This is a genomic window from Ruegeria sp. YTSA072 (genome assembly GCF_059610285.1).
Genome location: NZ_JBXWNI010000018.1, coordinates 20,326 through 43,265, shown reverse-complemented (window position 1 = coordinate 43,265; position 22,940 = coordinate 20,326). Strand labels below are relative to the sequence as shown.

Below are 22,940 nucleotides of genomic sequence, written 5' to 3'. Positions count from 1 at the left end.
CCCAACAGACATGCTTACATGTCAAAGTGAGAACAATATATCAGCAACCGAACTGAACGTATGCCAGATTACTCACATAGCGAGATGGATTCACTCCCTTGTCTGAACTCAGAGGCGAAACAATATTGCTGTTGTTGATGCATTGGTCTCGCATTGGGGTCAATTTTATCCTTTTTTGACTCTGCCTGTTTGAGCTATGATCTAAAATAGTGTTACGATCGTGGCGTGAAGAGGGCTGCCAGCACCGTTCTGACACAATTTGTATTTGCAGCTTGAGTAGCGTACCGCCCTTTTTGTAAGGGCTACATGCAAGTGAAAAAGGCCGTTTTTTAGGTCTTGGTTAAAGAGTGATGCACTAGATTATGACCGTTCAGTACACAGATATTCCATGCAAAGCAAAATCGATACACGCCGCCCAAGCCAGAGACGTTTTAACTTCTGGGCCAACCCGAATTTATCAACATGTCTTTAAGCGCAGTGTAGACATCATTTTTGTCTTGTTTGCGCTGCCGATTGTTCTTCCGCTCGTTCTTGGGCTCGCCGCATTGATCGCCTGTGACGGAAGCAGCCCGCTTTATGTGCAAAAGCGTGTTGGCCGGAATGGCAGGCTCTTCACCATGTGGAAGCTTCGCAGCATGGTGCCTAATGCCAGCGCTCAATTGGAAAGCTATCTGGCCAGTGATCCGGCAGCGCGCAGAGAATGGGACGAGACCCAGAAACTCAAGAACGACCCGCGGATCACAGCGCTTGGCCGGACATTGCGCAAGACATCCCTGGATGAGTTGCCTCAGCTGTTCAATGTGCTGAAGGGGGACATGAGCCTTGTTGGACCACGCCCCATGCTTCCGGTACAACAAGAACTTTATCCAGGCACAGCCTATTATAAACTTCGGCCCGGTATCACTGGTCTGTGGCAGGTGTCAGAGCGCAACGACAGCAGCTTTGCCAGCCGGGCGGATTTTGATGCAAGCTATTCCGAGCGTCTGTCATTGAAAACCGATCTGGGTGTTCTGTTTGCCACTGCCGGGGTTGTTTTACGCGGAACCGGACACTAAGCATTCTAAAGTAGAAAAAATTAACCCCACATACCGCATGCTGTCGGCAGGTTTGTCCTGCTGGAAAGATCGCAATGTCGTACCGCCCAGCCACTTGGCACCTTCTGGTGATTTGTGCCACCTTGCTTCTTGCAGGGTGCGAAGATTCCGAAGGGCGCGCAGAACGGCATTACCAGTCAGCGCTCAAGCTTCTAGAAGAAGGTGACCTCGAGCGCGCGCTTATTGAACTGCGCAATGTGGTCAAGTTCGACGACGAACATCAGGATGGCCGGCTACTCTTTGCCCAAACCCTCGCCGAACAGGGTGCAGTACAGGAAGCCATCAGTCAGTATTTGCTGGCTTCCGAACATAACCCGAATCTTCTGGAAGCCCGCATTCCGCTGACACGCATGTCGCTGGAACTGAATGCTTGGGAAGAAGCAACCCGACACGGGCGCGCCGCCCGTGAATTGGATCCTGAAAATGCCGAAGTCATCTTCCTGAACGCAGCTCTGGACTATCGTGAGGCGGCGTTGTCCGATGACACATCTACCCTCGAATCTTATCTGAAGATCGCCCAAGACAGACTGGTTGAAAACCCATCTGACCGGCTGGCGTGGCGTCTGGTGGTCGACCACGCGGTGACAAATGACACGCCCGAAACTGCCCTGCAGCAGATCGACACCGCGCTTTCGCACCTAAATGATGAATATGATCTGTATCTCACCAAGTTGCGCATTTTAGATGCACAAAAAGATGCAGCAACAATTGGTGTCGTGCTTCAAACGATGTCCAGGCGTTTTGCGGAGAATTTGAGAGTTCGCAATATGTTGCTCGCCTGGCATCTGGAGCAGGGCGATACAGTTGGTGCCGAAGCGTTTCTGCGCCAACTGGCCAATGCGCCTGATGCAGGTGTAAATGAAAACCTCCGGATCGTGGATTTTTTACGTCGCACTTATGGTATCGAGCGCGCCCGAACAGAGCTGGACCGGCTAACGGCTGAGAACCCGAACGAAACCACCTATCTGGCCACTCGCGCAGCCCTAAATTTCGAAAGCGGGTCTACCGACACGGCCATTGCCATGATGAAAGACCTGCTGACCAAAGCCGCACCGTCAGAGAACACTTCTAACCTAAAGGTAAATCTGGCGCGTATGCTGGTCAGCGAGGGTCAGGTCAGCGCGGCCAGGACAATAATCGACGAGGTGCTTGTAGACACGAAGGGTCACGTCGAAGCGCTAAAAATGCAAGCTGCCTGGCAAATTGAAGATGACCGCCCGGAAGATGCGATTCTAGCCTTGCGCACCGCCCAAGCGGGTGCACCGCGTGACCCCGACATCATGATCCTTATGGGACAAGCTCATGAGCGTGCCGGGGCACGTGAATTGGCCGGCGAGCGGTATGCCCTGGCGGTTGAGGCATCCGGCCGCGCACCGGCAGTGTCTTTGCGCTATGCTAACTTTCTTTTGCAGCAGGACCGACTGGATATAGCCGAGGTTGTAATAGCAGACGCGCTGAGCGTTTCTCCTGCTGACGTCGACCTGCTAGCTACCCTGGCTGAAATTCAGCTAAGACAACAGGATTGGGACCGCATACCCCAACTTTTGTCAGAGCTTCGGGTGCAAAACACCCCTGCCGCACTTGCCGTTGCCAATTGGATAGAAACAGCGTTCCTGCTTCGACGCAGTCAAACGGAAGATGCAATTGCTTTTCTTGGGGATCTACTTACAGAAGATGCAAACGAAACGGTCGCGATGGCTAATCTCGTCAGTACGTATGTTGAAAACGGCAAAGTGGATGACGCTCGGAATTTGCTTGAAGCTCGACTCCAACAAGACCCTGAAAACCCGAATCTGCGTTTCGTACGCGCGGGATTGCATGTGGCCGAAGGTCAGGAAGTGCAGGCAGAAGCGATCTATCGCACATTGCTACAGGAGTTTCCGAGAGCCCCCCAGCCTTTACGCCAGCTTAATCGTATTCTGGTGTCGCAGGAGCGCGAAGATGAAGTGGCGGAATTAATCGAAATCGCCATTGCCGCCCAACCCGATGCGTTGTTCCCTCAATTGCTGAAAGCAGAGCAGCTGGAACGCCTGCAGGATTTCGAAGGTGCCATCGCTCTCTATGAGGGTATTTATGAGGAAAATAAAGGGAATATAGTTTTTGCCAACAATCTGGCCAGCCTGATCTCGACGCATAAGGATGACGAAGAAAGCCTTTCACGCGCCTACACCATTGCACGGCGGCTAAAGGGGTCAGATGTACCCGCCTTTCAGGATACATATGGCTGGATCGCCTTTCGACGTGGCCAGCACGAAGAGGCGCTAAATCATCTGGAAACTGCGGCAGAAGGCCTGCCACACAACCCACTGGTGCAGTATCATCTGGGAGAGGTGTATATGGCATTGGGGAGAACCGACAATGCTCAGGATACGTTAAACAAGGCCCTGGAACTATCAGCCAATCAGGAATTCCCACAGATTGAGCGCGCAAAAGAACTCCTGGAGGCACTGTCAGAGCAGAATTAAATTATTGGGACATCCGGGAAGCCGGTGCGATCGCATGTTGTCCGGTCATTTCTTCCGTGGGTAAGCGATCTCTCGGAACAGCTCGGAACCCCGTAATTACGACAGCACTCAGAACCAAAAAAACACCGGTTCCTGCATAGACTGCAAGTGCAGTACCAAGCGAAGCGCCTGATATCAGTGTAGCGCCTCCGAAGGCCGCTCCTCCAATCATTCCCAACAAGATCAGCCCAACAATCATGGTTTTTTAAGCCCCAAGGCACTTCATAACGGAATGCTATTGAAGGAATAAGGCGAACCAAAAGCACAAATATGGCGCAATAATGTCCGTCTTGCACACAATGGCGGCTTCACTTGCGTGAACACAAATGGACAAAACCCTTTAAATAATGGGTAATTTCCCTGCTGGCACGAAGAAAATATGGAGTTTCTATCAAAAGCGATGCAAAATGGAATCGTAAGCGGTTCTCTGGAAACTTGGTGAACCGTCCTGAATTGCTTGTGCAGAGATGAAAGAGTTTAGATATGAAGCCTATTGTTGTGCTGCTCGTTTCAATTATCACCTATGCAACGGCGTTACCGGTTTTGGCGCAGGGATACAGCATCCAATCGGGAGACACGTTGCGTATTGAAGTGCTGGAAGATGAAAGCCTGACCCGCGATGTTCTGGTACGACCGGATGGACGCATCAATGTTCCCCTTGCGGGCTCTTTAAGGGCCGGGGGACGAAGCGTTGAACAGGTCAGCAATGAATTGTCACAAATGCTGGCCCCTAATTTTGCATCTCCGCCCAATGTCTTCGTGTCACTGGGCGCACTTAATGTTCCGCGCGTGCCATTGCCGCCGCGTACGATTGATGTCTACGTCATTGGCGAAGCTGGCGTGCCCGGTAGACACACGCCGGTGCGTGGTACAACACTTCTGCAATTCTTTGGCGAAATGGGTGGATTTTCTAGATTTGCAGCCACAAAACGGATAATGCTGCGTCGTACAGACAAAACAGGTAAAGAAGCTGTGTACCAGTTTAATTACGATGATATGCTGGAAGGCACAGGAACTGGGGGATCGACAAAGCTGACCGACGGTGATGTGATTGTAATCCCACAACGGCGCTTGTTCGAGTAACCCCAAAAAAAGGGGCAGGGCAGTGAAACAAATTGTGGTACTACAAGCAGCGCTCTTCGGTGCTGTAAGTTTTATTGTAAATTCAGACAATCGCGCGGAAGCGCAGGCCATAGATCTGGACCCGGGCGGGACACAGATGACTTTGGGCATAGCCCAACGATTTGAGTCCGGGAGGAATCTCGGACTGGATATCCCCGAAAAGGGTAGTGGAACGATCGCCTCTTCGATTCTGTCGTTTGGGTTGTCCAGCGAAACCCCCATCCAAAGTATTGGATTGGATGCCGTAACTGCCCTGCGCTTTAGCGACCTGCCTGATAAGGGAACCGACGTCGATATCGGCGACTCGATATTTGACTTTGGCTATATCCGGGATGGCGCCAATGCAGGGCTGGATTTTGGTGCCGATTTCTCCAGCTACGATATTGGTTTTTTGCGATCTTTGCGTAATTTTATCGATGATGATGGCATCCTCAGATTACCCTCTGATTTCGGTGATCTGACGGGTGATGGCACCCGCAGGGAATATAACCTTGATTTCCAGATGGATTTTGGCCGCCAGGATCTTGTTGGATATTATTTCCGCATGGACACGCAGAACCTAAATTATGTGGACCAGACAAACCCGGATCTCTTTGACAACGACACCCTGAGTGCGGGCGTTGGGGTCAGCTTTGCCTTGTCACCTGTAACCACCGCTACAATTGATGCCAGCGCTGAACAGTATGACGAAGATAACCCCGATCAAACCGATCGAAAAACCAAAGACATCATCTTTGGGTTAGCGCATGCACTAAATGAACGGACCATCCTCGACTTTGCTCTTGGATATACCGAGATCGACGAGCGAAGGCTGATTTTGGGGGATGATTCAACTTCCGGCCCCATCGGAGCGTTGGGCGTTGATTACGCAATGCCCAACGGTGCGGTAACCTTTGACCTCGAGAGTGAGCTGGCCTTGGCTGGCCGCCTCAATTCACTCCGCGTTGGTCGCACTCTTGAAGTTCTTGGCGCTACCTTTTCTGCCGGCCTGGGTGTTGCGCATACAGATGGCGGCAAAACCGAGCCGCTCGTGTCTCTGGCATACGCAAACGAATTCGGAGAAAATGAACTTCGAGTGTTTTTGAGCCGGGATGTAGTCATCACTGATGATGAAGTGTTCCGCGATGAACTGATTTTCGATATCGGATATATCTGGGGCCTTGGTCCATCTTCCCGCTTTGGGTTGGGGGCGACCTATGCGCTGGCCGATGAAACAGAAGTTGACCCGCGCGTGGAGCGCACGGATTTAAATGCCGTCTATAGCTATCAGCTTGAGTCAGAGTGGATTATCAATACGGGACTCAACTATCGCGTTCGGGATGAATCTGACCTTGGTCGCGCAGAAAGCCCTCTCGCTTTCTTCTCAATCGGTCGGGATTTTGCTTGGCGGCCCTGAGCACAGGCTAACGATGTTGAAAATTTCACGGCCTTTTCTGGCCTTCTCGTTGTGGAAGGTACCTTCCGACATACCTGTGTTGGCAGCACAGGTCGGCACCTTTTGCTTCCGCCTCGTGCTCAGCCAGAATGCCGATGATCTGTTCATCCGTAAACCTCGCTCGCTTCATTGCCCGTCCCCTAATTAGCAGTGGAAGGAAAATCCCGTGGCAGGTCAATGACGAAACAAGTATGCTAGAAGCCTTTGAAGATGGTAATTCAACTTAAAAAGGTACAAATTGGTAACGATGAAAGTGCTATCTCTTGGCCTTCCGGGCGTAAGCTTAATCACACCTGAACGTTTTGGTGATCATCGGTTTTTTTGAGAGGATCGAGTTTGCGGACTGACTTCGGATAGGGATATCCCCAGCACAACATGCCCAATATTTTCTCTTACATTGCCTTATACAGCTGGCCGATTGTTGTCTTGATCCTGTTTCGCACAAGATCACCCGCTTCAGCTTTAATATGGTCGCTTCTGGCGGGGCTGCTGTTGCTGCCCAGTTCACTCGAAATAAAGCTTCCTCTCCAGGATTTGGATAAAACATCTATTCCAAACTTGTCCGCCGCCGCCATATGTTTTGCGTTGGGTCTATGGGGGAGGCCAGCCAAAACTAGGGTCTCAGAGCCTGTTACCTTCCAAATGACTTTCGGCACTCGGGAAACTCCGGAAACGCGACCAAACTCACCTTTACTGCACCTCCTGACTTTTCTTTTAGTGGCGTCCCCGTTTGTTACGGTTCTACTTAATCAGGACGCTTTCTTCGTTGGGGTTCGATATCTCCCTGGCTTACGCCTTTATGATGCATTGTCGATGAGCGTTGGTTTGCTTGTACAATTTCTGCCGTTCTTTTTAGCAAGACGTTTTCTAGCTTCGCCGGAGTCTCATGTATTGTTGCTACGTTGTCTGTGCATCGCGGGGCTCGTATATTCGATGCCAATGTTGTTTGAAGCCAGAATGAGTCCACAGTTACACACTTGGATATATGGGTATTTTCCGCATCAATTCTCGCAACACATTCGCGGGGACGGCTTCCGACCAGTCGTTTTTTTCCGGCACGGTCTGTTGTTGGGCCTATTTGTTGCCATGACGATTTTAGCGACTATCGCTCTGTGGAGATCAGAACGTCGGGTTGTGGGCAATGCGTGGCTGGCACCTTTGGTTTGGATGATTTTTATACTTTTTGTCGCGCGCAGCCTTGGTCCGTTTATTCTTGTTGTGATATTGGGTCCCATTATCTTTTTTACTAATATTCGAACGCAAATGTTGCTTGCTGTCATTGTTGGAGTGTTCATCCTTTCCTTCCCCGCTTTGCGTAGCGCAGGTTTCATTCCTGTGACGTCCATATATGATTTTGCATATTCGGTTGATCCCGACCGCGCTCAATCCTTTAAGTACAGAACAGACAATGAAGACCTTTTGCTAGCCCGCGCCAATGAACGACCGGTTGCCGGCTGGGGATCTTGGGGGCGCCCTGAAATCTACGACCCAGAGGATGGTGAAGCAACCAGCACTTTTGATGGAGCTTGGATAATCATATTTAGCAAATTCGGCTGGCTAGGATATATCGCGCAGTTTGGTCTGCTAGCTTTTCCTATTTTTGCTCTCTTCTGGCAGCAAAAACAAATTCGAGTTTCTGTTGCTACATCCGGTCTTACAATTATTCTTGCCCTCAACCTATTAGATCTCATACCCAATGCATCTTTTACGCCTATCATATTTTTGATTAGCGGCGCGTTGGCAGGACGTTATTTCTATATTGAGAAAACTTCAGCTGGACCAGAAGAAGGCTCGGATATTATCGAGTTATCGCCATCGTCCAACTTCAAGCGGCGCCCTAGGTTGAAGCGACATTCGACAAATTCGGAGGCTAGATGATGCGAGATGTAGGATACTCAGAGATGTAAACTTAAAATAGCGGTAACGCCTAGTGCCAAGCGTAAGACGGCGGCTCATCTTATGGAAGTTCATCAGGTGAGCCAGATTCGGGCGTACTCTGCATTGAATGTGGACTGTTCGTCGGTTCGAGGTCAATCACACCGAGCTCCTGAGCATAGCTGTGCTCAGAGGGGGGCAGGACAACAGGATCGGCTGGCACTACATCGCACCGGAGCAACTTACCCAGAACACATTCATCGCAAACTCAGAGATGAGTGTCTCAAGAAAACACTCATTAGTTCGCTGACCGAGTAAAGCCATCTAACCAATCCCAAGGACTATCCGCGAAGCGGGGAAAATTCGGGGCTCAATTCGGCATCACATCATCTGGTGAAACTTCCCTGAGAAATTGCACCATCTGGCTAGCAGCTACTGTTGGTGAAAACCGCCCCAGAACATCTTTTCGTGCTGCCTTCCCCAATTTCATACATAAACTCGGATCTGCGATCAAACGCATACTGGCGTCTGCCAGCGCTCTTGCGTCACCGGATGGGATCAAAATCCCGGTTTCTTGATCCCGTATGATTTCCGGGATTCCCCCAACTGCAGCCCCTATTGTCGCTATACCAGTTGCAAGAGACTCTAAGGCTGTCAAAGAAAAGGTTTCATATCTTGATGCAATGATCGCTATCCCATGCTGTCGACGCAAAATATCTATCTCGTTTTTATGACACTGCCCCAGATAGTTGATCCTACTACTCACACTCTCTGGTAAGGTCGCCAGCGCTTCCTTGATATTCTGATGGCTTCCGTCCGGATTAAACACTCCTCTATCGGGCCCTACAAATGTAAGCGTGGCGTTAACCCCTTGTTGTCTAATCTGATTGAAAGCTGACAGAACCAGATCACCACCTTTAATCCAGTCAGAGCGACCAACAAAGAGCAGTTTTTTGGGATCAGCCCCCCCGTTCACCATATATTTAGCCGAAGATTTCTCTTCGATCGCATTGGGAACAACCTGATGTGGAATACCATTCAGGTCATAGTATTCCTGTGTTTTACGCAGAACATCTACCGAAGGCGCCACAATTCCAGCGCAAAGGTGTAGGCCCTCCCCCTCTCGCTTAATGCGCCCTTTGTTTATTGGTTGTGCTGCATCGCGTTTCTGAAATTCGCTTAAGATGAACCACGGACCATGTAAGATGGCAACGACCGGAATATCCAATCCTTTTGCTAAGTAACCTGAAAAACCGTGTGTTTCTTCAACGAGAAGAACTTCAATGCCATACAAATCGACGGCTATTCGCGCTGCCTCCAGCATTTTTTGCGCGGTGACAGGTACCGTCGCTATGTCCCGGCCAAGCTTAAGGTTCAGTTTTTCCCAAAAACTCCACGGTCGTGCCGCAGGAAAAGACACCGTTTGCACACCGCCATCATCGCTGATCTTCGCCGACAAAATAACAGGCGTATGGCCTAACGCCACAAGGCCCTCTACCAAAGATGCTGTTGCCGTCGTAATTCCATTTGCCGTCGCCTCACCGGGCCACGAGGGTGTGATCAATCCTATCTTCACGAATGGTTTTCCTTTCCTCCACACGGCTGGTTGACACTATTCATAAATAGGCAAGAAGCCCTTTATCTATTAACCAGCCAATCAAGGCACCAACACCTATCAGGGGAACATTTGAAAATTCCCGCCAAAGAACAACCCAATGTTCCCTATATCCCATGACCATCAAGACAAGCGCTTCGGGTACGCGGTGAAGAGCTACAACCCAAAAAGCCCCCGTAACCGAGTTAAAAACACCCAAGGCTACAATCAGCCCCCCCCAAATTGACACGGCCTGGATAATGCTAAGCAGGGTCATCTTGCGAAACCGCCGCTGCGCGCCAAATGCAGCCCTCAGGGCAAAGAAACCAGCTAGCGGCAAACCCATCGCTAAAATCTGCAAGATGGTCGCTACGGAGGCATAACGGTCATCATAAACGATCCCCACGATAGGAGCCGCAAGTGTAACCAACAGCCCGCAACCGATCATGGACATGGAATCGAAAAACCTGCGATACTTATAGTAGCTTTTGCGGAATGCCTCTGCGGTTTTGTGTTTATGAAGCTCTGAAAATACCTGCAGTCCGATCTGCCCGTTGATCTTGTTCAGGAGCATAATTGGCATGTCAATCAGCTGCCGGGCGATATGGTAGAACCCAAAACTCGAAGCCGGAATAAACATTCCCAACAGCAATCTATCGGCCACATTTGTAATGGCCGTTAGGCCCGAATGAGTAACGATCCATTTCCCGCGCGCCAAAATGAGTGAAATGTGTTCTTTTCCCCAGGCCAGCCGCATGCGCGGTCCCTGAAACAGAGCCCAGCTCAGCACAACCCGCGCGATCGCCGTTAGTACCGAGGCGATGACCAGCGCCCAGATATTCAACAGCAAAAATGCAAGGCCGGTTACAAAAATGAGCGACAGGGTCGCGGCGGCAACTTCCGCAACCGTAACCAAGCCGAATTTCATATCCCGCTCGTAAACAAACTTGTTTGGGGATTCCACACTGAGGATAACAAACGCCAGAGCCGACACCGTAATTGAGGATGACAGAACCGGCGCGGAATAACTGCTATATTCGGGAAAAACCTCGTAATTCTGGAGCGCCCGAAATAGCGCCCCTATCAAAACTATTAGTCCGCCGACGACAAAGCCACGCAGCAGCTGTATCGTCCAGCAATTCCAAAGAAACGCATCTCCAAGTTGCTCTTTTTCACATGTTAGAATGAGCGACCGTACCCCGAGGTCGGAAAACATTGTCATCAGAAAGGTCACTGTCAAAAGGACAGAAAATATCCCGAAAACATCTGGGGTCAGAAGGCGCGTCAACACGATCGTTGAAACCAGGCGCATGAGCGCCACGACAAAAAAAGCAAGAGTTGACCACACTCCTGCAAGCATGGCTTTTTGCTTTAGACTGCGTTGTTCAGCAGGTAATTGCCAAGCACCTAATATGAGCTTCAAGCGGGACAAAGCGTTCTATTTCCTTTGAAATAGGTCGGTAACTATAAAGATTGCCTGCCTACAGTGTCTGCTCAGAAACCGATCCGCCTCATGTGTGGCGCAACACGGCGATATACGAAAGGCGGCAAAACATTTCGCAAGAATTCGCGACGCGCAATTATCCGGTCTGCTTTGTCTGCCGTTCCCGGTCGCGGTTTAAACAGAGTTGTGTGACTTTTTCGTGTCTCGTTCCAAGTCGCGGTGTAGTAGTACAGCGCAATTGACATGCGCGGCTCTCCATCCGGGTGATTTACGGGCTCCGGGTTTCCATGCCAAGTGTCGGAACCTGTGCTGAAACAGCACATACGGTTGAAAATCGGCACAAACGACGCCGCCTTTTCGGTCATTTCGTTATTCCATATTTCAAACTCACCGCCCCACTCCGCCTTCCAGTCCTTGTTGAGATAAATCAGAACGTTCAAGCGGCGCTCTAAATTCAGTTTCCCATGGTGATTAAAGTCAGCATGGATGTCTAAATGCCCGCCATTGGAAACTTTATGAATTCCCCCGCCCACAAAATATGGATCTGGAATCAACCCCTCAATTCCGGTCATTTCTTCAAGAAATAATAGAAACGGTCGCGAGTTCAGGAAGTAGAATAGGTTCCTAGTGTAGGGAGGGAGGCGTTCCGGTGAATAACTGGTTTTCAGCCGCTCTTGGTTCCGGTCAAAGCTGCTCTCAGCCTCCGGCAATGACAGTAACTCATTGCGAACACGTTCGAGGATTTCCGGGGGCATGAGATTGTCGATGCATCCATGCGCGTAAGGTTTCCCCGATTGATAGTCTTCAGAAAATGATAATGCAGCCTCTTTGGCCGCCGCCGTCGACAAGCTCAGTGTCTCCGGATCCATCTTCAGTACTGGCTCTGTCATAGTGAAAACTCCTGACAATAATTAATTTCCTCGCGCTTTCCCCACCACATTCTTCGACACACGAAAATGGCAACGCAATAAAAATGTTGGTTCTTGTTCCTGACCTGCTCGTTTTTGGGCAGCCAATGGTCACACTACCTCAACCGCCATCAACAAACTCATCCAAATTTCCTTCGACCGCCCAAAGTCCGTCCAGCAGCCGTCGCTCGGCATCCGCTTCATCCTCATCTCGTCTGATCGGCGTGATCAGCCGTATGATGGAACTGTCCGTTTGACCATTGGTTATTTTTCCAACCATCAACTGCAGCTTTGCGCGAAACCCGGAGGCGACCCGGTTGCCTTGTTGTTCATACCAATAATATACCAGCATCCGCTCCAGACCCTTTTGTATGATGGCCCGGTTCACGGGGAAACTGGATGTACCGTTTGAAACTTCGGTCTGCTCAAGCCAAGCGATCTCCCACCCTGCTCCAGGAAGGCAAACTTCCGGTGAATGAACTCCGCCGTCATCTTGGTCTTTATACCATGCCAAGAAGAGGTCCACCGGGGCGGCCTCGCCCGATTTGTGCATAAAGACCGAATGAAAGTCGTCAGCACCCAATATGCGCTCTACATCCGGATCAAGCACGCGGGGTGCGCTTGTCGTCCAATCTTCGAACTGGCTGGGAAATGCAGCGAAGGGCGCACGGTCCACAGCGGGCGCGTCGCGTGCGGGAACCAAAGGCCAGAGGACTGTCAGTCCAATTGCTAAAACGGCACCGCCAACCAGGGCCCCGGAAGGCACAACATGCCGAATACGCTTGGCCTGATCCCACAGGCCGTCCGTCTCCAGATCCAGCCCCTCGGCCAGCGAAAGCCGCTCGGGGCGCAAGCGCACCAGCAACCATGCGATACCAAACAGGATCAAAATGCAGCTGAGAAAAATGACCCACCCTTCGAAGAAGTGCGAAAACCCTTCGACATAACTCAGCCCATAAGAATTCACGATCAGGCCCGCCACCGCGATCCGGATGGAATTCATCAATATCGTGATTGGCACCGCCGAGATCAGCAGAACGGCTTTGTGCCATGTCGGCCCCTTATAAAGAACCGCAAAAATATACGAAAAGCTCAGGATCGGGAACAGATAGCGTAACCCGGAACAGGCTTCGGCCACATGCAGGCGGTAGACGCCCAGATCAATTATATTGCCGTCAAGAAACACCGGCACCCGGAGGATATCCAGAAACCAAACGCCAAGTTCCGATGAAATCAACTGCAGCCAGGTCGATACCCCATAATAAAGCGCACCAGGCAAAGGAAGCATGTAAACGAGATGTAAAACAGGTGGCCAGAATTGAAGCCCGGCAATCCAGCCAAAGCTGATCAGTAAAACAGCCCCCACCCACAGGATCAAGCCATAGGCTACAATGTCAGCGATCCCAATCAACCGCCCCCCTGCCCCCATCAGCAGCGCGACCATCAGCAGGCAAAAGCCAGGCCAGCTATCCGTTACTGGGCTAAGATCTACAGGCACACCCTTGAGTTGACGCAGGAACAGCAGGACCGACAGCACCGGGATCAGAGGGCCGTGGCTGTATTCCGGCAGCTGCCACACACGGAAGAGTTCTGCGATCCCTTCCCGAAAGAAGACCAACGCCCCGAGCGCCAGGAGACCCAGCCAAAATAGCCCGAAGAAAGATCGCCCCTTCCTTCCAGGCACAGCTCCCATTGTCATTTTACCAAAGGCTGACATACCAAACTCATACTAAATTGGTCACGTACACCATATCTTCTTGGTTGTCCCTTGGAAGCGCAATCAAAAACGGCAGCCCCCTTGGAACTGCCGTGTTCTTCATCCCATGAGGTCTGGCTGTCAGGCCAAACGCTTGCGCCGCCGCATCACACCAAATCCGGCGATTCCGCCCAAAAGTAGCAATGCCGAAGCTGGCAGAGGCACGGGAGATGCCGAGGTTGAGGCCTCAAAGCTATAAGCCAGAAACTCATCGTCATAATCTTGGGCTCTGACCGTAAAAGATGTCGCGATGACGTCACCAAACGAATACAGCCAAGAACTGGTGCGCGTAAACGCTCCCCCGTTCACACTGATGTAAGCATTGTCATTCCAAGGGGCTGAATTGTTGAAACTCCCCAAAGACAGCGAGATTAGTTGTACCGCGGTATCAAATGTGAAGGTCAGCCAATCGTCTTGATAACGACCATCAATCTGTCCACCCAATGAGGCATAATCACCCGCTGCATAGGTGCCATTCCCGGGATAATAAGCCACGTCATTCGGCCCGTTCAGCACACCAAGACCATATGTGTTGGCTGTGATTCTCGGCACAGCACCCGTGTGGGTCGAAAAAGCTTCGATCCGACCGGATATACCATCTTTATTGAAAGTTGCTGTTTTTCCGCTGACTGCAGCGTCTCCACCGTCCCTGCCATACAGGTTGACAGTAACCGCCTGAGCCCCTGTTGCCAGGACAGTTGCTACGGATGCTATGTACAGAAGTTTTTTCATACTCTGACCTTTTAACTGTAATAACTCGTATTTTCAGTGAAACGGCTAACACAGACGATAATGGAGATCACCACATTCCCGCCTTAATTCACATAAGCTTGAGACCTGGTGCATTTAGGTTTCGGTCATGGAAACAATTCTCAATATGAATGCAGATTTCGTCTGTACACACCGGGCTCAACCGTGTTCCGAATCACAAGTATTGCGTGGCAATATCTCACCAGCAATGAGCAGGTCTATGCCTGCCTTGGGTGCCTAAAAAGGTTTTCTGGATTTTTGTTGTCGGGGCTGCCAATCCTGACAATACGAGGACTGGGATTTGGGGCGGGTCAACATCATGATCAGGGTTGTGGGCATAGGTATATGCTTTGGAGTGCTGGCCGCCGTCTGCGCGCTCTATATAGACACATCAATATACACAGCCCTCGTGGTCTATGCCCTAAGCGGCCTGTCATATCTTGTGATATTCATGCTGCTTGCAATACCTGCAGCGGCGAACCTTACCAGTTCACGATGAGGCTTTGCTTCTACCAGCTAAATGATCCCGCCCTTTTTCAACACAGGCTCTGCTCAAACCGGGTAATGCGACTTGTGTTTTCCCTGATCCCATCTTCGGAAAACACCTCCAGCACCTGGCGCCCGCATTCTTGCGCCAAGTTGCCCAGGTTTTTGTAAATCTCCAGCTGTGCGGTAACACTCCGCAACATTGTATTGGATCCCAGGCGCGTCACCGTCCGGTCCAATGCATCGCTTGGCATCGTTTTCCTGGCCCTCTCCAGCATTTGCTGAATTATGGTTTCGGGAGCTCTTGCCAGCAGAAGAACCAAGGATCTATTTTTGAGCAACGTGCAGGCAACGTCACGTTCCTGTTCCAGTATCTGCTCTGCAAAATAGTGGCAGATCCCCTCATCCAGTGCAAAACCTTTGGCATAGACTTTCGAACTACCTGCCAGACTTTGTTGGATAATCTTGCCAAGCCTTATAAATATCTCACTTTGCATCCAGACATCCAGGCCGTCGTGTTCCATTCTTTGGATTTTGGCTACCAGAATCTTTTGATGCGCCTCCAAAATCTCATCCTCTGATGTGTGTTCCAGAAAACGCTTTGAATGCGGCGCATACCATCGCTGGACCAGAAAACACTCCAGATGCTCAAAAAGTGTAGTCTTCCCCCCGCCAGACGGGCCCACAAATTCGAGTATGTTTCCGGATGTGGACAAATGATCCGCGCTATATAGCGGTTCGATACGTGGTACACGACGTAGTTCGAAACCTTTGGTTTCCAACGTCTGCTGAATTTTTCGCTTAAGATGCTGCTTCAACATTGAACTCGAGAACATAATTTCTGCTCTAAGTGTAATAACAGAAATATGACAATCAAGCCACGGTGTCAAAAACGCAGCACCAGAGATAAAGTCTATGCCACTCTCTTTTTCACCCAGCCCAAGAAAGCCTTGTCGGGATTTCTGAGCGGCCTGCGACCGCTGCTGACCCACCACGCTTGCCAGTCACTTTCAAGCGCATACACATCCCATCCAGGGGCCAGCTGGCGAGCAGCCTCTAGTGTCTCAGGCTTTAGATGCAGTCTATCCTCAACCTCGACCACGGCGTCACGACGGCTCACACGGAGAATGTCACCGGGCTCCTCTTCAAGGTGATAGTCGGGCAAGTGATCGGCGGCAATCATGTCACGCACCATCTTACGGAACACACGGCGCGGTGAAGCAGAGCCGGATTTCTTCAGCAGTGTTTCGACTGACACCCGCCATTCAGGTTGCCGCCCGCAATGTTTGCGCGCGAGTTCATAGATCCGCCGCTCTAGCGGTTTGCGCAACCGGAAGTAATCACGGCTGAGCGTCAGCACCGACTTTGCCAACACCGCTCGAAACAGCCAGTCCGACAGTTTGACCGAAACACTAACCATGCGCCCTGCCCTCGTGTGGCGAACGATCTCCCAACCTTCGATCAGGCCAAACCCCGTGGTCGTCTCAACCCCCCCGGTCACCATGTTGGTGGTGATACGGGTGCCGGCCAGCCGCTCGAATGCCTCACGCAGTCGTTTGTAGCCATCGCCCGAGGTTTCCCGGTTGGTTGCCACCAGCAGATCACGCGCCTTCAGATGCAGCACCCGGCTGACCGCACGGTCCGCGTTGATCGCCGCCATCAGTTGGCTGATACAAAAGATCAGGATGTCCTTGTCGTGGATCGTCGCCAGCCCCCGCACCGAGGGCGTGACCGTGATTTCCACCCCATTATGTTCATAGTTCAGGATGCGCCGATCAGGGCGTGTGGACAGAGAGAACATCGGATGCTCCATCGATCCCATGTCCGTTTTGGGCAGCGCATCGAAGATGTCGCAGACAAAAAAATCCGCGGTCGGATGCCGATCCGGCAGTAGCCCCCCTGCCTGGGTGGGCACATTCCTACTCATGAAAAATAAATCAGAACTGAAATACTCCAACCCATATCTCTGCTCCTGATCTCACCGAATCTTCTTCGTGGTTTTATTGACACCCACCCTAAATTTATCCACAGGCTTGGTAAAGCGACGGATCGTGGGTTCAGAGTCAGGACAACGTGGGATCAGAGTCACTTTATCGTGGGTTCAGATTCACTAGACTATAAAAAAAACCTATTAGCTTATTGTTTTTCAAGGTTTTACGGAAGTTTTAGCGTACCTGTAACTAATAAATAACTATATTATAACTAAAAAAATTTGGACATACTGCAAAATCTAATACTGTTAGCGCTTTCAACCCACTGATTTACTTTGAATATTTACATCGATGCCGTTAGTTGTTCCATATGCTGTGTTTTATGATACACTGTCCAAAACACAGCATATCGAGCAAAAAATATGGCGATATCTCCGAAAGATGGACTCCCACCCTATTTCAACATTGACCCCGACACCGCCCTTGCTGAGCTGGGGGGGCCTTCCACCACAGACGGTTTTGCGGCCATTGCCAACGCCTGCACACAGGGACGCGCAGACTTGGCTAGCCGGGGTTTGGAGGATGGAAAGGAACGGCAGCTACGCTTGTTTTCCACCTGGGAGATCACCCGTTATTTGATCCCGGTTGCAGCACCCCATTTCCGACGTGTACTCAAAGCCAACCTCGATCTGCCACAAGGTCGATCAGAGACTGAAGGCGGCGCAAAATGGTTCACCCTAGATGAGGTGTTGCGGCTCAGGACTCATTTTGCCTCAGAAGGTTCAAAGGCCAAGGAGTACCGCCCTTACCGGCCCAAAGGGCTGCCTGCCAAACTGGTGTCCGTCGCCAACTTCAAGGGCGGTGTCGGAAAGACCTCAACCTGCGCGCATCTGGCGATGTCAGCAGCGCTGGATGGGTATAGGGTGTTGGTAATCGATTTGGACAGTCAAGGATCAATGACCTCAATCTTTGGGGGCACGGTTACGGATGAATGGCAGACCGTGTTTCCCTTGCTCGCGCGCCACTATGCAGGGTATCTGCGCCGCGAAAATCATGGGCGGCTGGATCGAGGCGAGGCCCCCCACCCTATCGATGACACCCTGATGGAGGCCCTGGATACTCGCGCAAACAGTCTGATCCAGAAAACACACTGGCCTAACATTAATCTGATAGGAGCACAGCTGAACCTCTATTGGGCCGAATTTCAGATTCCGGTCTGGAGGATGCAGGCCCGCGGCTGGAAGCTGTGGGATGCGCTGACCGAAACGTTGGAGGCCGATGGTATTCTTGATGAATATGATCTGATCTTCCTCGATACTCCTCCGGCTCTTGGCTATCTGACGATCAACGGCTTGGCGGCGGCAGATATTCTGCTGGTCCCTATGGGTGCCTCGTTCTTGGAGTTTGATTCCACGGGGCGGTTCTTTGACATGCTCCATTCGACCTTCCAATCGATCGAGGAAGGCGAAAACATGGCCGCCCGGGCCCTAGGCCGTGAAGAAATGGCCTTTGAGTGGGATGCGGTGCGCACGGTCATTACCCGCTATGACAGCACCCAGCAGGCAGAGCTAGCCGGATTGATGCAATCCTATCTGGGAAACGCCTTGTCGCCTCACCGGCAAGAATTCACTGCGCTGATTGGTCAAGCCGGAGAGCAAGTGAACGGTATCTACGAAGCCGATTACCGTGATTTCAATCGAGAGACCTATGCGCGCGGGCGCGAAACCTTTGATGAGACCTATGCTGCCTTCAAACGGCTGGTGCTGGGCGTCTGGCGGCGCGAGGAGCTGGCTTTGCAGACCGAAGACCAGCCCGAGGTGGCGGTATGAGCCCCCTGCCCTGCCTAGCCAATGTTTCGCGCGCGAAACGCTTCCTTTGGCTCTGTAAACCACGTGTTGCGCCGTGCGTTGCAGTAACGGGATGGAACAGAAGCTATCACGGGCAGATGAGGAGGATTTGACATGGCAAAACGCAAACGGCTGACCCCCGCCCGTGCCAATTATCTGCCTGAGGAGGCCTCGGGCGCGACACTTGAAACAAAGTCCATGTTCCCTCCGGTACTATCAGCACCACCGATTGCGCAAGTTGCCGGCGACACGGCGCTGCAGGCTGCTGTGGACGACCTGAGCTCTGAGATACGCACGGCACGCACCGAAGGGCGGTTGGTACAGCAGATACCGCTGACATCCATCGAGGAAACATATTTGGTACGCGATCGGATCGTGGTGGACGGGGATGAGATGTCGGCTTTGGTTGAAAGCCTGCGCGCCCGTGGTCAGCAGACCCCGATCGAGGTGGTCAAGCTGACCGAGGATCGATTCGGCCTGATCTCTGGCTGGCGCCGCCTGACCGCACTCAAGGCACTATATGCGGAAGCAGGCGATGAGCGTTTTGCCACTGTTCAGACACTGCTCAGGCGCCCCGAAAACGCCTCGGACGCCTATCTGTCTATGGTCGAGGAGAATGAGATCCGTGTTGGGCTCAGCTACTATGAACGTGCCCGTATTGCGGCACGGGCGGCCGAGCAGGGGGCCTATCCAGACGAGGCCTCTGCTCTGCGTGGCCTATTCTCTACGGCCAGCCGCGCCAAACGATCAAAGATAGGGTCGTTTACTGCGATTTACCACGCGCTTGATGCAGACCTGCGATTTGCTGCGGCAATACCCGAACGGTTGGGTTTGTCTCTATCTAAAGCACTCAAAGAAAACATGGAATTGGGTGATCTCATTGCGCAGAGTCTGAGAAACAACCCGCCAAAAAATGCCGATGCTGAGGCGAGGGTGCTGGCTGATCTGATCACCAAGGCCGGCCGTGATAAGCAACCTCAAAAACCTGTCGCGGAAAACAGTGCAATTCTTTCTGAGATAGTAGGTGGTATCCGTATTCAACACGCAGAACAGGGACAGAAACTGGTGTTGAGTGGTGCTAACCTAGATGCCGACTTCATTGACCGGTTAAAAGAGTGGCTGAAATCTCAGACCGTTTAGTGTTTCGCGTGCGAAACACTAAACAATAAAGGTATGAACCAGCTGGTTCATACCTTTGATTGATCGACGGCACCTCACTTTAGGGGAAAGCTGCGTCGCACTTTCCGAGCGCTCTCCCCATTACTTCATTCAAAAGGAAACAAAATCTTTGGGTGCGTAACCAGTTTGTTAGGGTATTTGATAACGAGAATGCCGAGCTTGGCAACCAATGATCACACCAGCCTGTCGAAACGTTCATGGCTTTCGTCGTTTTTTCACCCCAACAGATCCGCCGCCGGGTTTTCGGCGATATTGACATCATCATAATATCTTTGCGCCTGTGCCATGGAGCGATGCAGCGACAGGCGCATGGCGGCCTGGATCGGAGCACCGTCCAAGGCGGCTTGGGTTAGGAACCCAGAACGCAATCCGTGGGGTGAGGCGAAATCTTCTGGCAATCCCGCCAGTTTCAACCGGTGTCGGATGATCTGCGCAATGGCATCTGGCGACAGGCGGCGTTCTAGCACTTGGTCAGCCTTGGAGATGGGCCGGAACAGCGGTCCGTCTTCAATCTCGGCCACCTCGATCCAATGCACCAGCGCCTTTGCCGCGCGCCCTTTCAGTACCAACCGCGGAGTCTCGCCCTTCTGGGTGGTCTTGGTTTCCAGCAGCGCTACCCAGATCACGCCTGACTTGCCAAGCTCTTTCATCGACACATCTTCGCGCATCAGCCCGACGATCTCGGAGCGCCGCCGCCCGCCCGAGGCCCAGCCTAGCATCAGGGTCGCCCGATCGCGGCAATCCCGACGCGTATCCCGACAGGTGGCCAGCAGTTGCTCGAGGATATCGCGGGTGATCGGGTGCTGTGACTTTGGGGCAGGGGGCCGGGCCGCGGCGCGGCGGGCCTTGGAACGGGCCTGTTTAACCTGCGGGCTACCAAAGGGGCTCTGAAGGTTCTTCATCCGGTGGAAGGCCAGCCAGGAGGCGATGCGCCGGTCCAGGGTCGAGGGCGCCGGGCAGACCAGCGACTTGCGCAAGCCCTGCGCGATCAAGGCTTCCGCCGTGTGACGGGCGATGTCAGCTTCCCGCGCCCCATTCAAATCCCGCGCATGATCGAGAATGAAGGCCAGTGCGGTGGCCTCACTCTCGGGCCAGTCCATCGCCGACCCGAAGCGCGCTGCCTTCCAGGCCGTGATGTAGAGCAGGTCACGCTCATAAGCCCGCAACGTGTTGGCGGGTGTTCCACGTACGTAGAGGTCGGTCAGCGCGTCCTGATCTGCCTGGGAGAGGGCAGGGGGAGCGGTGGGGATAAAAGGGGCAGGAGGCTTCATGAGGCGTATTCTGGGCGCATTTCTTCGGAAAATCAATTACACCTGATAAGGGATACTTATCTGATGTAAAAAAGAAAACCACAACTCAAATTAGTAATGCGCAAAATGATCTAAAAATGGCCTTTAGATGCGAGTGAACTATATCTAGCAAGAGATGAATCGCCTCATCACAGCGTCAACCATACCAAAAATAAATCGGATCGGCGCTTGAGCATTTCATTCTCATATTGCAATGGCTTAATCTTGGTGGCGTCAGACATGGCCATGCCATCGTACTTAGGTTTGTAGAACGTCCCCTGATGAGTACATGCTTGCGGCATAGCTCCTCAGTAGGCTTGTCGGTTCCTGTTCTTTGATCATTCCTATTATCTGCGCCGCAGTAAAGCGGCCCCTTCGCACTCGTTTACTCCTTCAAGGTTGAGCAAACTCTACATCTGAACGAGAAAAGTTCAGGGGGAAGGTCAGCCTTCCGATATATTGTAAATGTGAAATTGGAATTTAGGTCCGAGAAAGAATACATACTTAGGGGAATCCAGTTCACTAAGTGTTAGAAAAACTGCATGATGTTCGAACAAATTATGACGTTGGCGGACGACGGACCAACGCTATGCCTGTAACGTAAAGGTTACGATTTTGAAATTGTCTTGTATTGGCGTTGTTGTAATTGGACGCAACGAAGGAGAGCGCCTCGCTCGATGTTTAGAAAGTATATCCCGAGATGTTGGGAAGATTATTTACGTCGATTCGGGATCAACAGATGGCAGCCTTGATACCGCCAAGGGAGCTGGCGCAATACCCATTGAATTGGACCTGCAGATACCATTCACGGCCGCAAGAGCCCGAAATGAGGGGTTTAAAATACTTCTTAAAGATACACAGATAAGTTTTGTACAGTTTATTGACGGTGATTGTATGATAAATGAAAGCTGGCTTAACGAAGCTATCGATTTCTTATCCCACAATCCCAAAGTTGCGGTAGTGTGTGGGCGGCGCAGAGAAATCTCACCGGATCATTCAGCCTATAATCGCTTATGTGATTGGGAATGGAATACACCGATAGGACTATCCAAGTCCTGCGGTGGAGATGCTATGATGCGAGTATCAGCATTAAAAGAAGTAGATGGGTTTCGCGAATCCATGGTCGCCGGAGAGGAGCCCGAGTTGTGTGTCCGATTGCGGGCTTTAGGTTGGAAAATATGGCGTCTTGACGCAGAGATGACCCTCCATGACGCTGCAATCTCTCAGTTTAGTCAATGGTGGAAACGTACCGTCAGGAGCGGCCATGCATTTGCCGAAGGAGCGGATTTGCATGGGGCACCACCAGAACGGCACAATGTGGCAGCAGTCGCGAGAATACTGAAGTGGAGTCTTGGACTCCCACTTTTAATTTTAATTTTATCTTTGGTCTTATCGGCATGGGCGTTAATATTTTTTCTGGCTTACCCCGCACAGGTTTTACGCTTGGCTCGCCGAGAGGGAATTGCTGATTATCAGGGGTGGGAACGCGCTCTTCTATTAACCTTAGGAAATTTCCCCGAAGCTATAGGAATAACCAAGTATTATTGGCGGCGATGGAAAAAAAAACCTGCGAACTTAATTGAGTATAAGTAGAAGTAGAAGTTACAATTACTGATGGTTTTTACACTAATTCAATTAGTGGGATTGACCTCGTGTTGTCCGATGCTGCGCAGCCCGGCGTCAGCCAATCAAGCACGGAACGGAATCGCTTGGAGCTGTAGAACAT

16 protein-coding genes and 1 pseudogene are annotated in these 22,940 nt (G+C 51.5%); 8 read left to right on the top strand and 9 right to left on the bottom strand.

The genetic code is table 11. The annotated features are described in order from the left end of the window. Window positions 1-362 precede the first annotated feature (362 nt). From AC2FIB_RS20505 to AC2FIB_RS20490, 4 genes are all read left to right on the top strand, one after another. Window positions 363-1,055: a sugar transferase gene (locus AC2FIB_RS20505; protein WP_496737395.1), complete on the top strand. Its 693-nt coding sequence runs from the start codon at window positions 363-365 to the stop codon at window positions 1,053-1,055. Between the two features lie 74 nt (window positions 1,056-1,129). Beyond that, the gene (locus AC2FIB_RS20500) at window positions 1,130-3,559 is read left to right on the top strand and encodes a tetratricopeptide repeat protein (RefSeq protein ID WP_496737393.1); all 2,430 of its coding nucleotides are present in this window, start codon (window positions 1,130-1,132) and stop codon (window positions 3,557-3,559) included. Window positions 3,560-4,081: 522 nt separating this feature from the next. Beyond that, window positions 4,082-4,681 carry a polysaccharide biosynthesis/export family protein gene (locus AC2FIB_RS20495; protein WP_496737391.1) on the top strand — a complete coding sequence of 200 codons (600 nt, stop codon included), beginning with the start codon at window positions 4,082-4,084 and terminating at the stop codon, window positions 4,679-4,681. 22 nt (window positions 4,682-4,703) lie between these two features. Next, the gene (locus AC2FIB_RS20490; protein WP_496737389.1) at window positions 4,704-6,116 is read left to right on the top strand and encodes a hypothetical protein; all 1,413 of its coding nucleotides are present in this window, start codon (window positions 4,704-4,706) and stop codon (window positions 6,114-6,116) included. A gap of 30 nt (window positions 6,117-6,146) precedes the next feature. On the opposite strand, the pseudogene AC2FIB_RS20485 reads toward AC2FIB_RS20490, so the two are convergent. Beyond that, a pseudogene (locus tag AC2FIB_RS20485) lies at window positions 6,147-6,285 on the bottom strand (transposase); the annotation flags it as partial. 245 nt (window positions 6,286-6,530) lie between these two features. Between AC2FIB_RS20485 and AC2FIB_RS20480 the strand changes: the two are divergent. Beyond that, window positions 6,531-8,033 (top strand): hypothetical protein, encoded by a 1,503-nt coding sequence (locus AC2FIB_RS20480; protein ID WP_496737388.1) that lies wholly within the window; start codon window positions 6,531-6,533, stop codon window positions 8,031-8,033. A gap of 367 nt (window positions 8,034-8,400) precedes the next feature. Here AC2FIB_RS20480 and AC2FIB_RS20475 read toward each other — a convergent pair whose 3' ends face one another. The 7 genes from AC2FIB_RS20475 to AC2FIB_RS20445 form a co-directional block, all read right to left on the bottom strand. After that, window positions 8,401-9,606: a glycosyltransferase family 4 protein gene (locus AC2FIB_RS20475; protein ID WP_496737387.1), complete on the bottom strand. Its 1,206-nt coding sequence runs from the start codon at window positions 9,604-9,606 to the stop codon at window positions 8,401-8,403. A gap of 40 nt (window positions 9,607-9,646) precedes the next feature. Continuing rightward, entirely contained in the window at window positions 9,647-11,056 is a 1,410-nt protein-coding gene (locus tag AC2FIB_RS20470; protein ID WP_496737386.1) for an oligosaccharide flippase family protein, read from the bottom strand. Between the two features lie 62 nt (window positions 11,057-11,118). Then, complete coding sequence (locus AC2FIB_RS20465; RefSeq protein WP_496737384.1) at window positions 11,119-11,958, bottom strand: 2OG-Fe(II) oxygenase; 840 nt, start codon at window positions 11,956-11,958, stop codon at window positions 11,119-11,121. A gap of 139 nt (window positions 11,959-12,097) precedes the next feature. Next, window positions 12,098-13,594 carry a VPLPA-CTERM-specific exosortase XrtD gene (gene xrtD, locus AC2FIB_RS20460; RefSeq protein ID WP_496737383.1) on the bottom strand — a complete coding sequence of 499 codons (1,497 nt, stop codon included), beginning with the start codon at window positions 13,592-13,594 and terminating at the stop codon, window positions 12,098-12,100. A gap of 219 nt (window positions 13,595-13,813) precedes the next feature. Further along, a complete protein-coding gene (locus AC2FIB_RS20455) occupies window positions 13,814-14,464 on the bottom strand; it encodes a VPLPA-CTERM sorting domain-containing protein (protein WP_496737381.1) in 651 nt (216 codons plus the stop codon). 554 nt (window positions 14,465-15,018) lie between these two features. Beyond that, a complete protein-coding gene (locus tag AC2FIB_RS20450) occupies window positions 15,019-15,960 on the bottom strand; it encodes a hypothetical protein (protein ID WP_496737380.1) in 942 nt (313 codons plus the stop codon). Next, window positions 15,882-16,883, bottom strand: a complete 1,002-nt coding sequence (locus tag AC2FIB_RS20445; protein WP_496737378.1) for a replication initiator protein A — start codon at window positions 16,881-16,883, stop codon at window positions 15,882-15,884. The genes AC2FIB_RS20450 and AC2FIB_RS20445 overlap by 79 nt, the downstream gene beginning before the upstream one ends. 438 nt (window positions 16,884-17,321) lie before the next feature. Between AC2FIB_RS20445 and AC2FIB_RS20440 the strand changes: the two genes are divergently transcribed. Both AC2FIB_RS20440 and AC2FIB_RS20435 read left to right on the top strand, forming a co-directional pair. After that, window positions 17,322-18,728 (top strand): AAA family ATPase, encoded by a 1,407-nt coding sequence (locus AC2FIB_RS20440; RefSeq protein WP_496737377.1) that lies wholly within the window; start codon window positions 17,322-17,324, stop codon window positions 18,726-18,728. 132 nt (window positions 18,729-18,860) lie between these two features. Continuing rightward, window positions 18,861-19,886 (top strand): ParB/RepB/Spo0J family partition protein, encoded by a 1,026-nt coding sequence (locus tag AC2FIB_RS20435; protein ID WP_496737376.1) that lies wholly within the window; start codon window positions 18,861-18,863, stop codon window positions 19,884-19,886. 254 nt (window positions 19,887-20,140) lie between these two features. Here the strand turns inward: AC2FIB_RS20435 and AC2FIB_RS20430 are convergent, their stop codons facing one another. Next, window positions 20,141-21,196, bottom strand: coding sequence for a tyrosine-type recombinase/integrase (locus AC2FIB_RS20430; RefSeq protein ID WP_496737374.1), 1,056 nt, complete (start codon window positions 21,194-21,196; stop codon window positions 20,141-20,143). Between the two features lie 633 nt (window positions 21,197-21,829). On the opposite strand from AC2FIB_RS20430, the gene AC2FIB_RS20425 reads away from it, so the two are divergent. After that, the gene (locus AC2FIB_RS20425; RefSeq protein WP_496737373.1) at window positions 21,830-22,807 is read left to right on the top strand and encodes a glycosyltransferase family 2 protein; all 978 of its coding nucleotides are present in this window, start codon (window positions 21,830-21,832) and stop codon (window positions 22,805-22,807) included. The last annotated feature ends 133 nt before the right edge of the window (window positions 22,808-22,940 follow it).

Coding starts and splice junctions, on each gene's coding strand:
- AC2FIB_RS20455 (WP_496737381.1), bottom strand. CDS start 14,464: ATGAAAAAACTTCTGTACATAGCATCCGTAGCAACTGTCCTGGCAACA.
- AC2FIB_RS20430 (WP_496737374.1), bottom strand. CDS start 21,196: ATGAAGCCTCCTGCCCCTTTTATCCCCACCGCTCCCCCTGCCCTCTCC.
- AC2FIB_RS20500 (WP_496737393.1), top strand. CDS start 1,130: ATGTCGTACCGCCCAGCCACTTGGCACCTTCTGGTGATTTGTGCCACC.
- AC2FIB_RS20435 (WP_496737376.1), top strand. CDS start 18,861: ATGGCAAAACGCAAACGGCTGACCCCCGCCCGTGCCAATTATCTGCCT.
- AC2FIB_RS20465 (WP_496737384.1), bottom strand. CDS start 11,958: ATGACAGAGCCAGTACTGAAGATGGATCCGGAGACACTGAGCTTGTCG.
- AC2FIB_RS20505 (WP_496737395.1), top strand. CDS start 363: ATGACCGTTCAGTACACAGATATTCCATGCAAAGCAAAATCGATACAC.
- AC2FIB_RS20440 (WP_496737377.1), top strand. CDS start 17,322: ATGGCGATATCTCCGAAAGATGGACTCCCACCCTATTTCAACATTGAC.
- AC2FIB_RS20495 (WP_496737391.1), top strand. CDS start 4,082: ATGAAGCCTATTGTTGTGCTGCTCGTTTCAATTATCACCTATGCAACG.
- AC2FIB_RS20480 (WP_496737388.1), top strand. CDS start 6,531: ATGCCCAATATTTTCTCTTACATTGCCTTATACAGCTGGCCGATTGTT.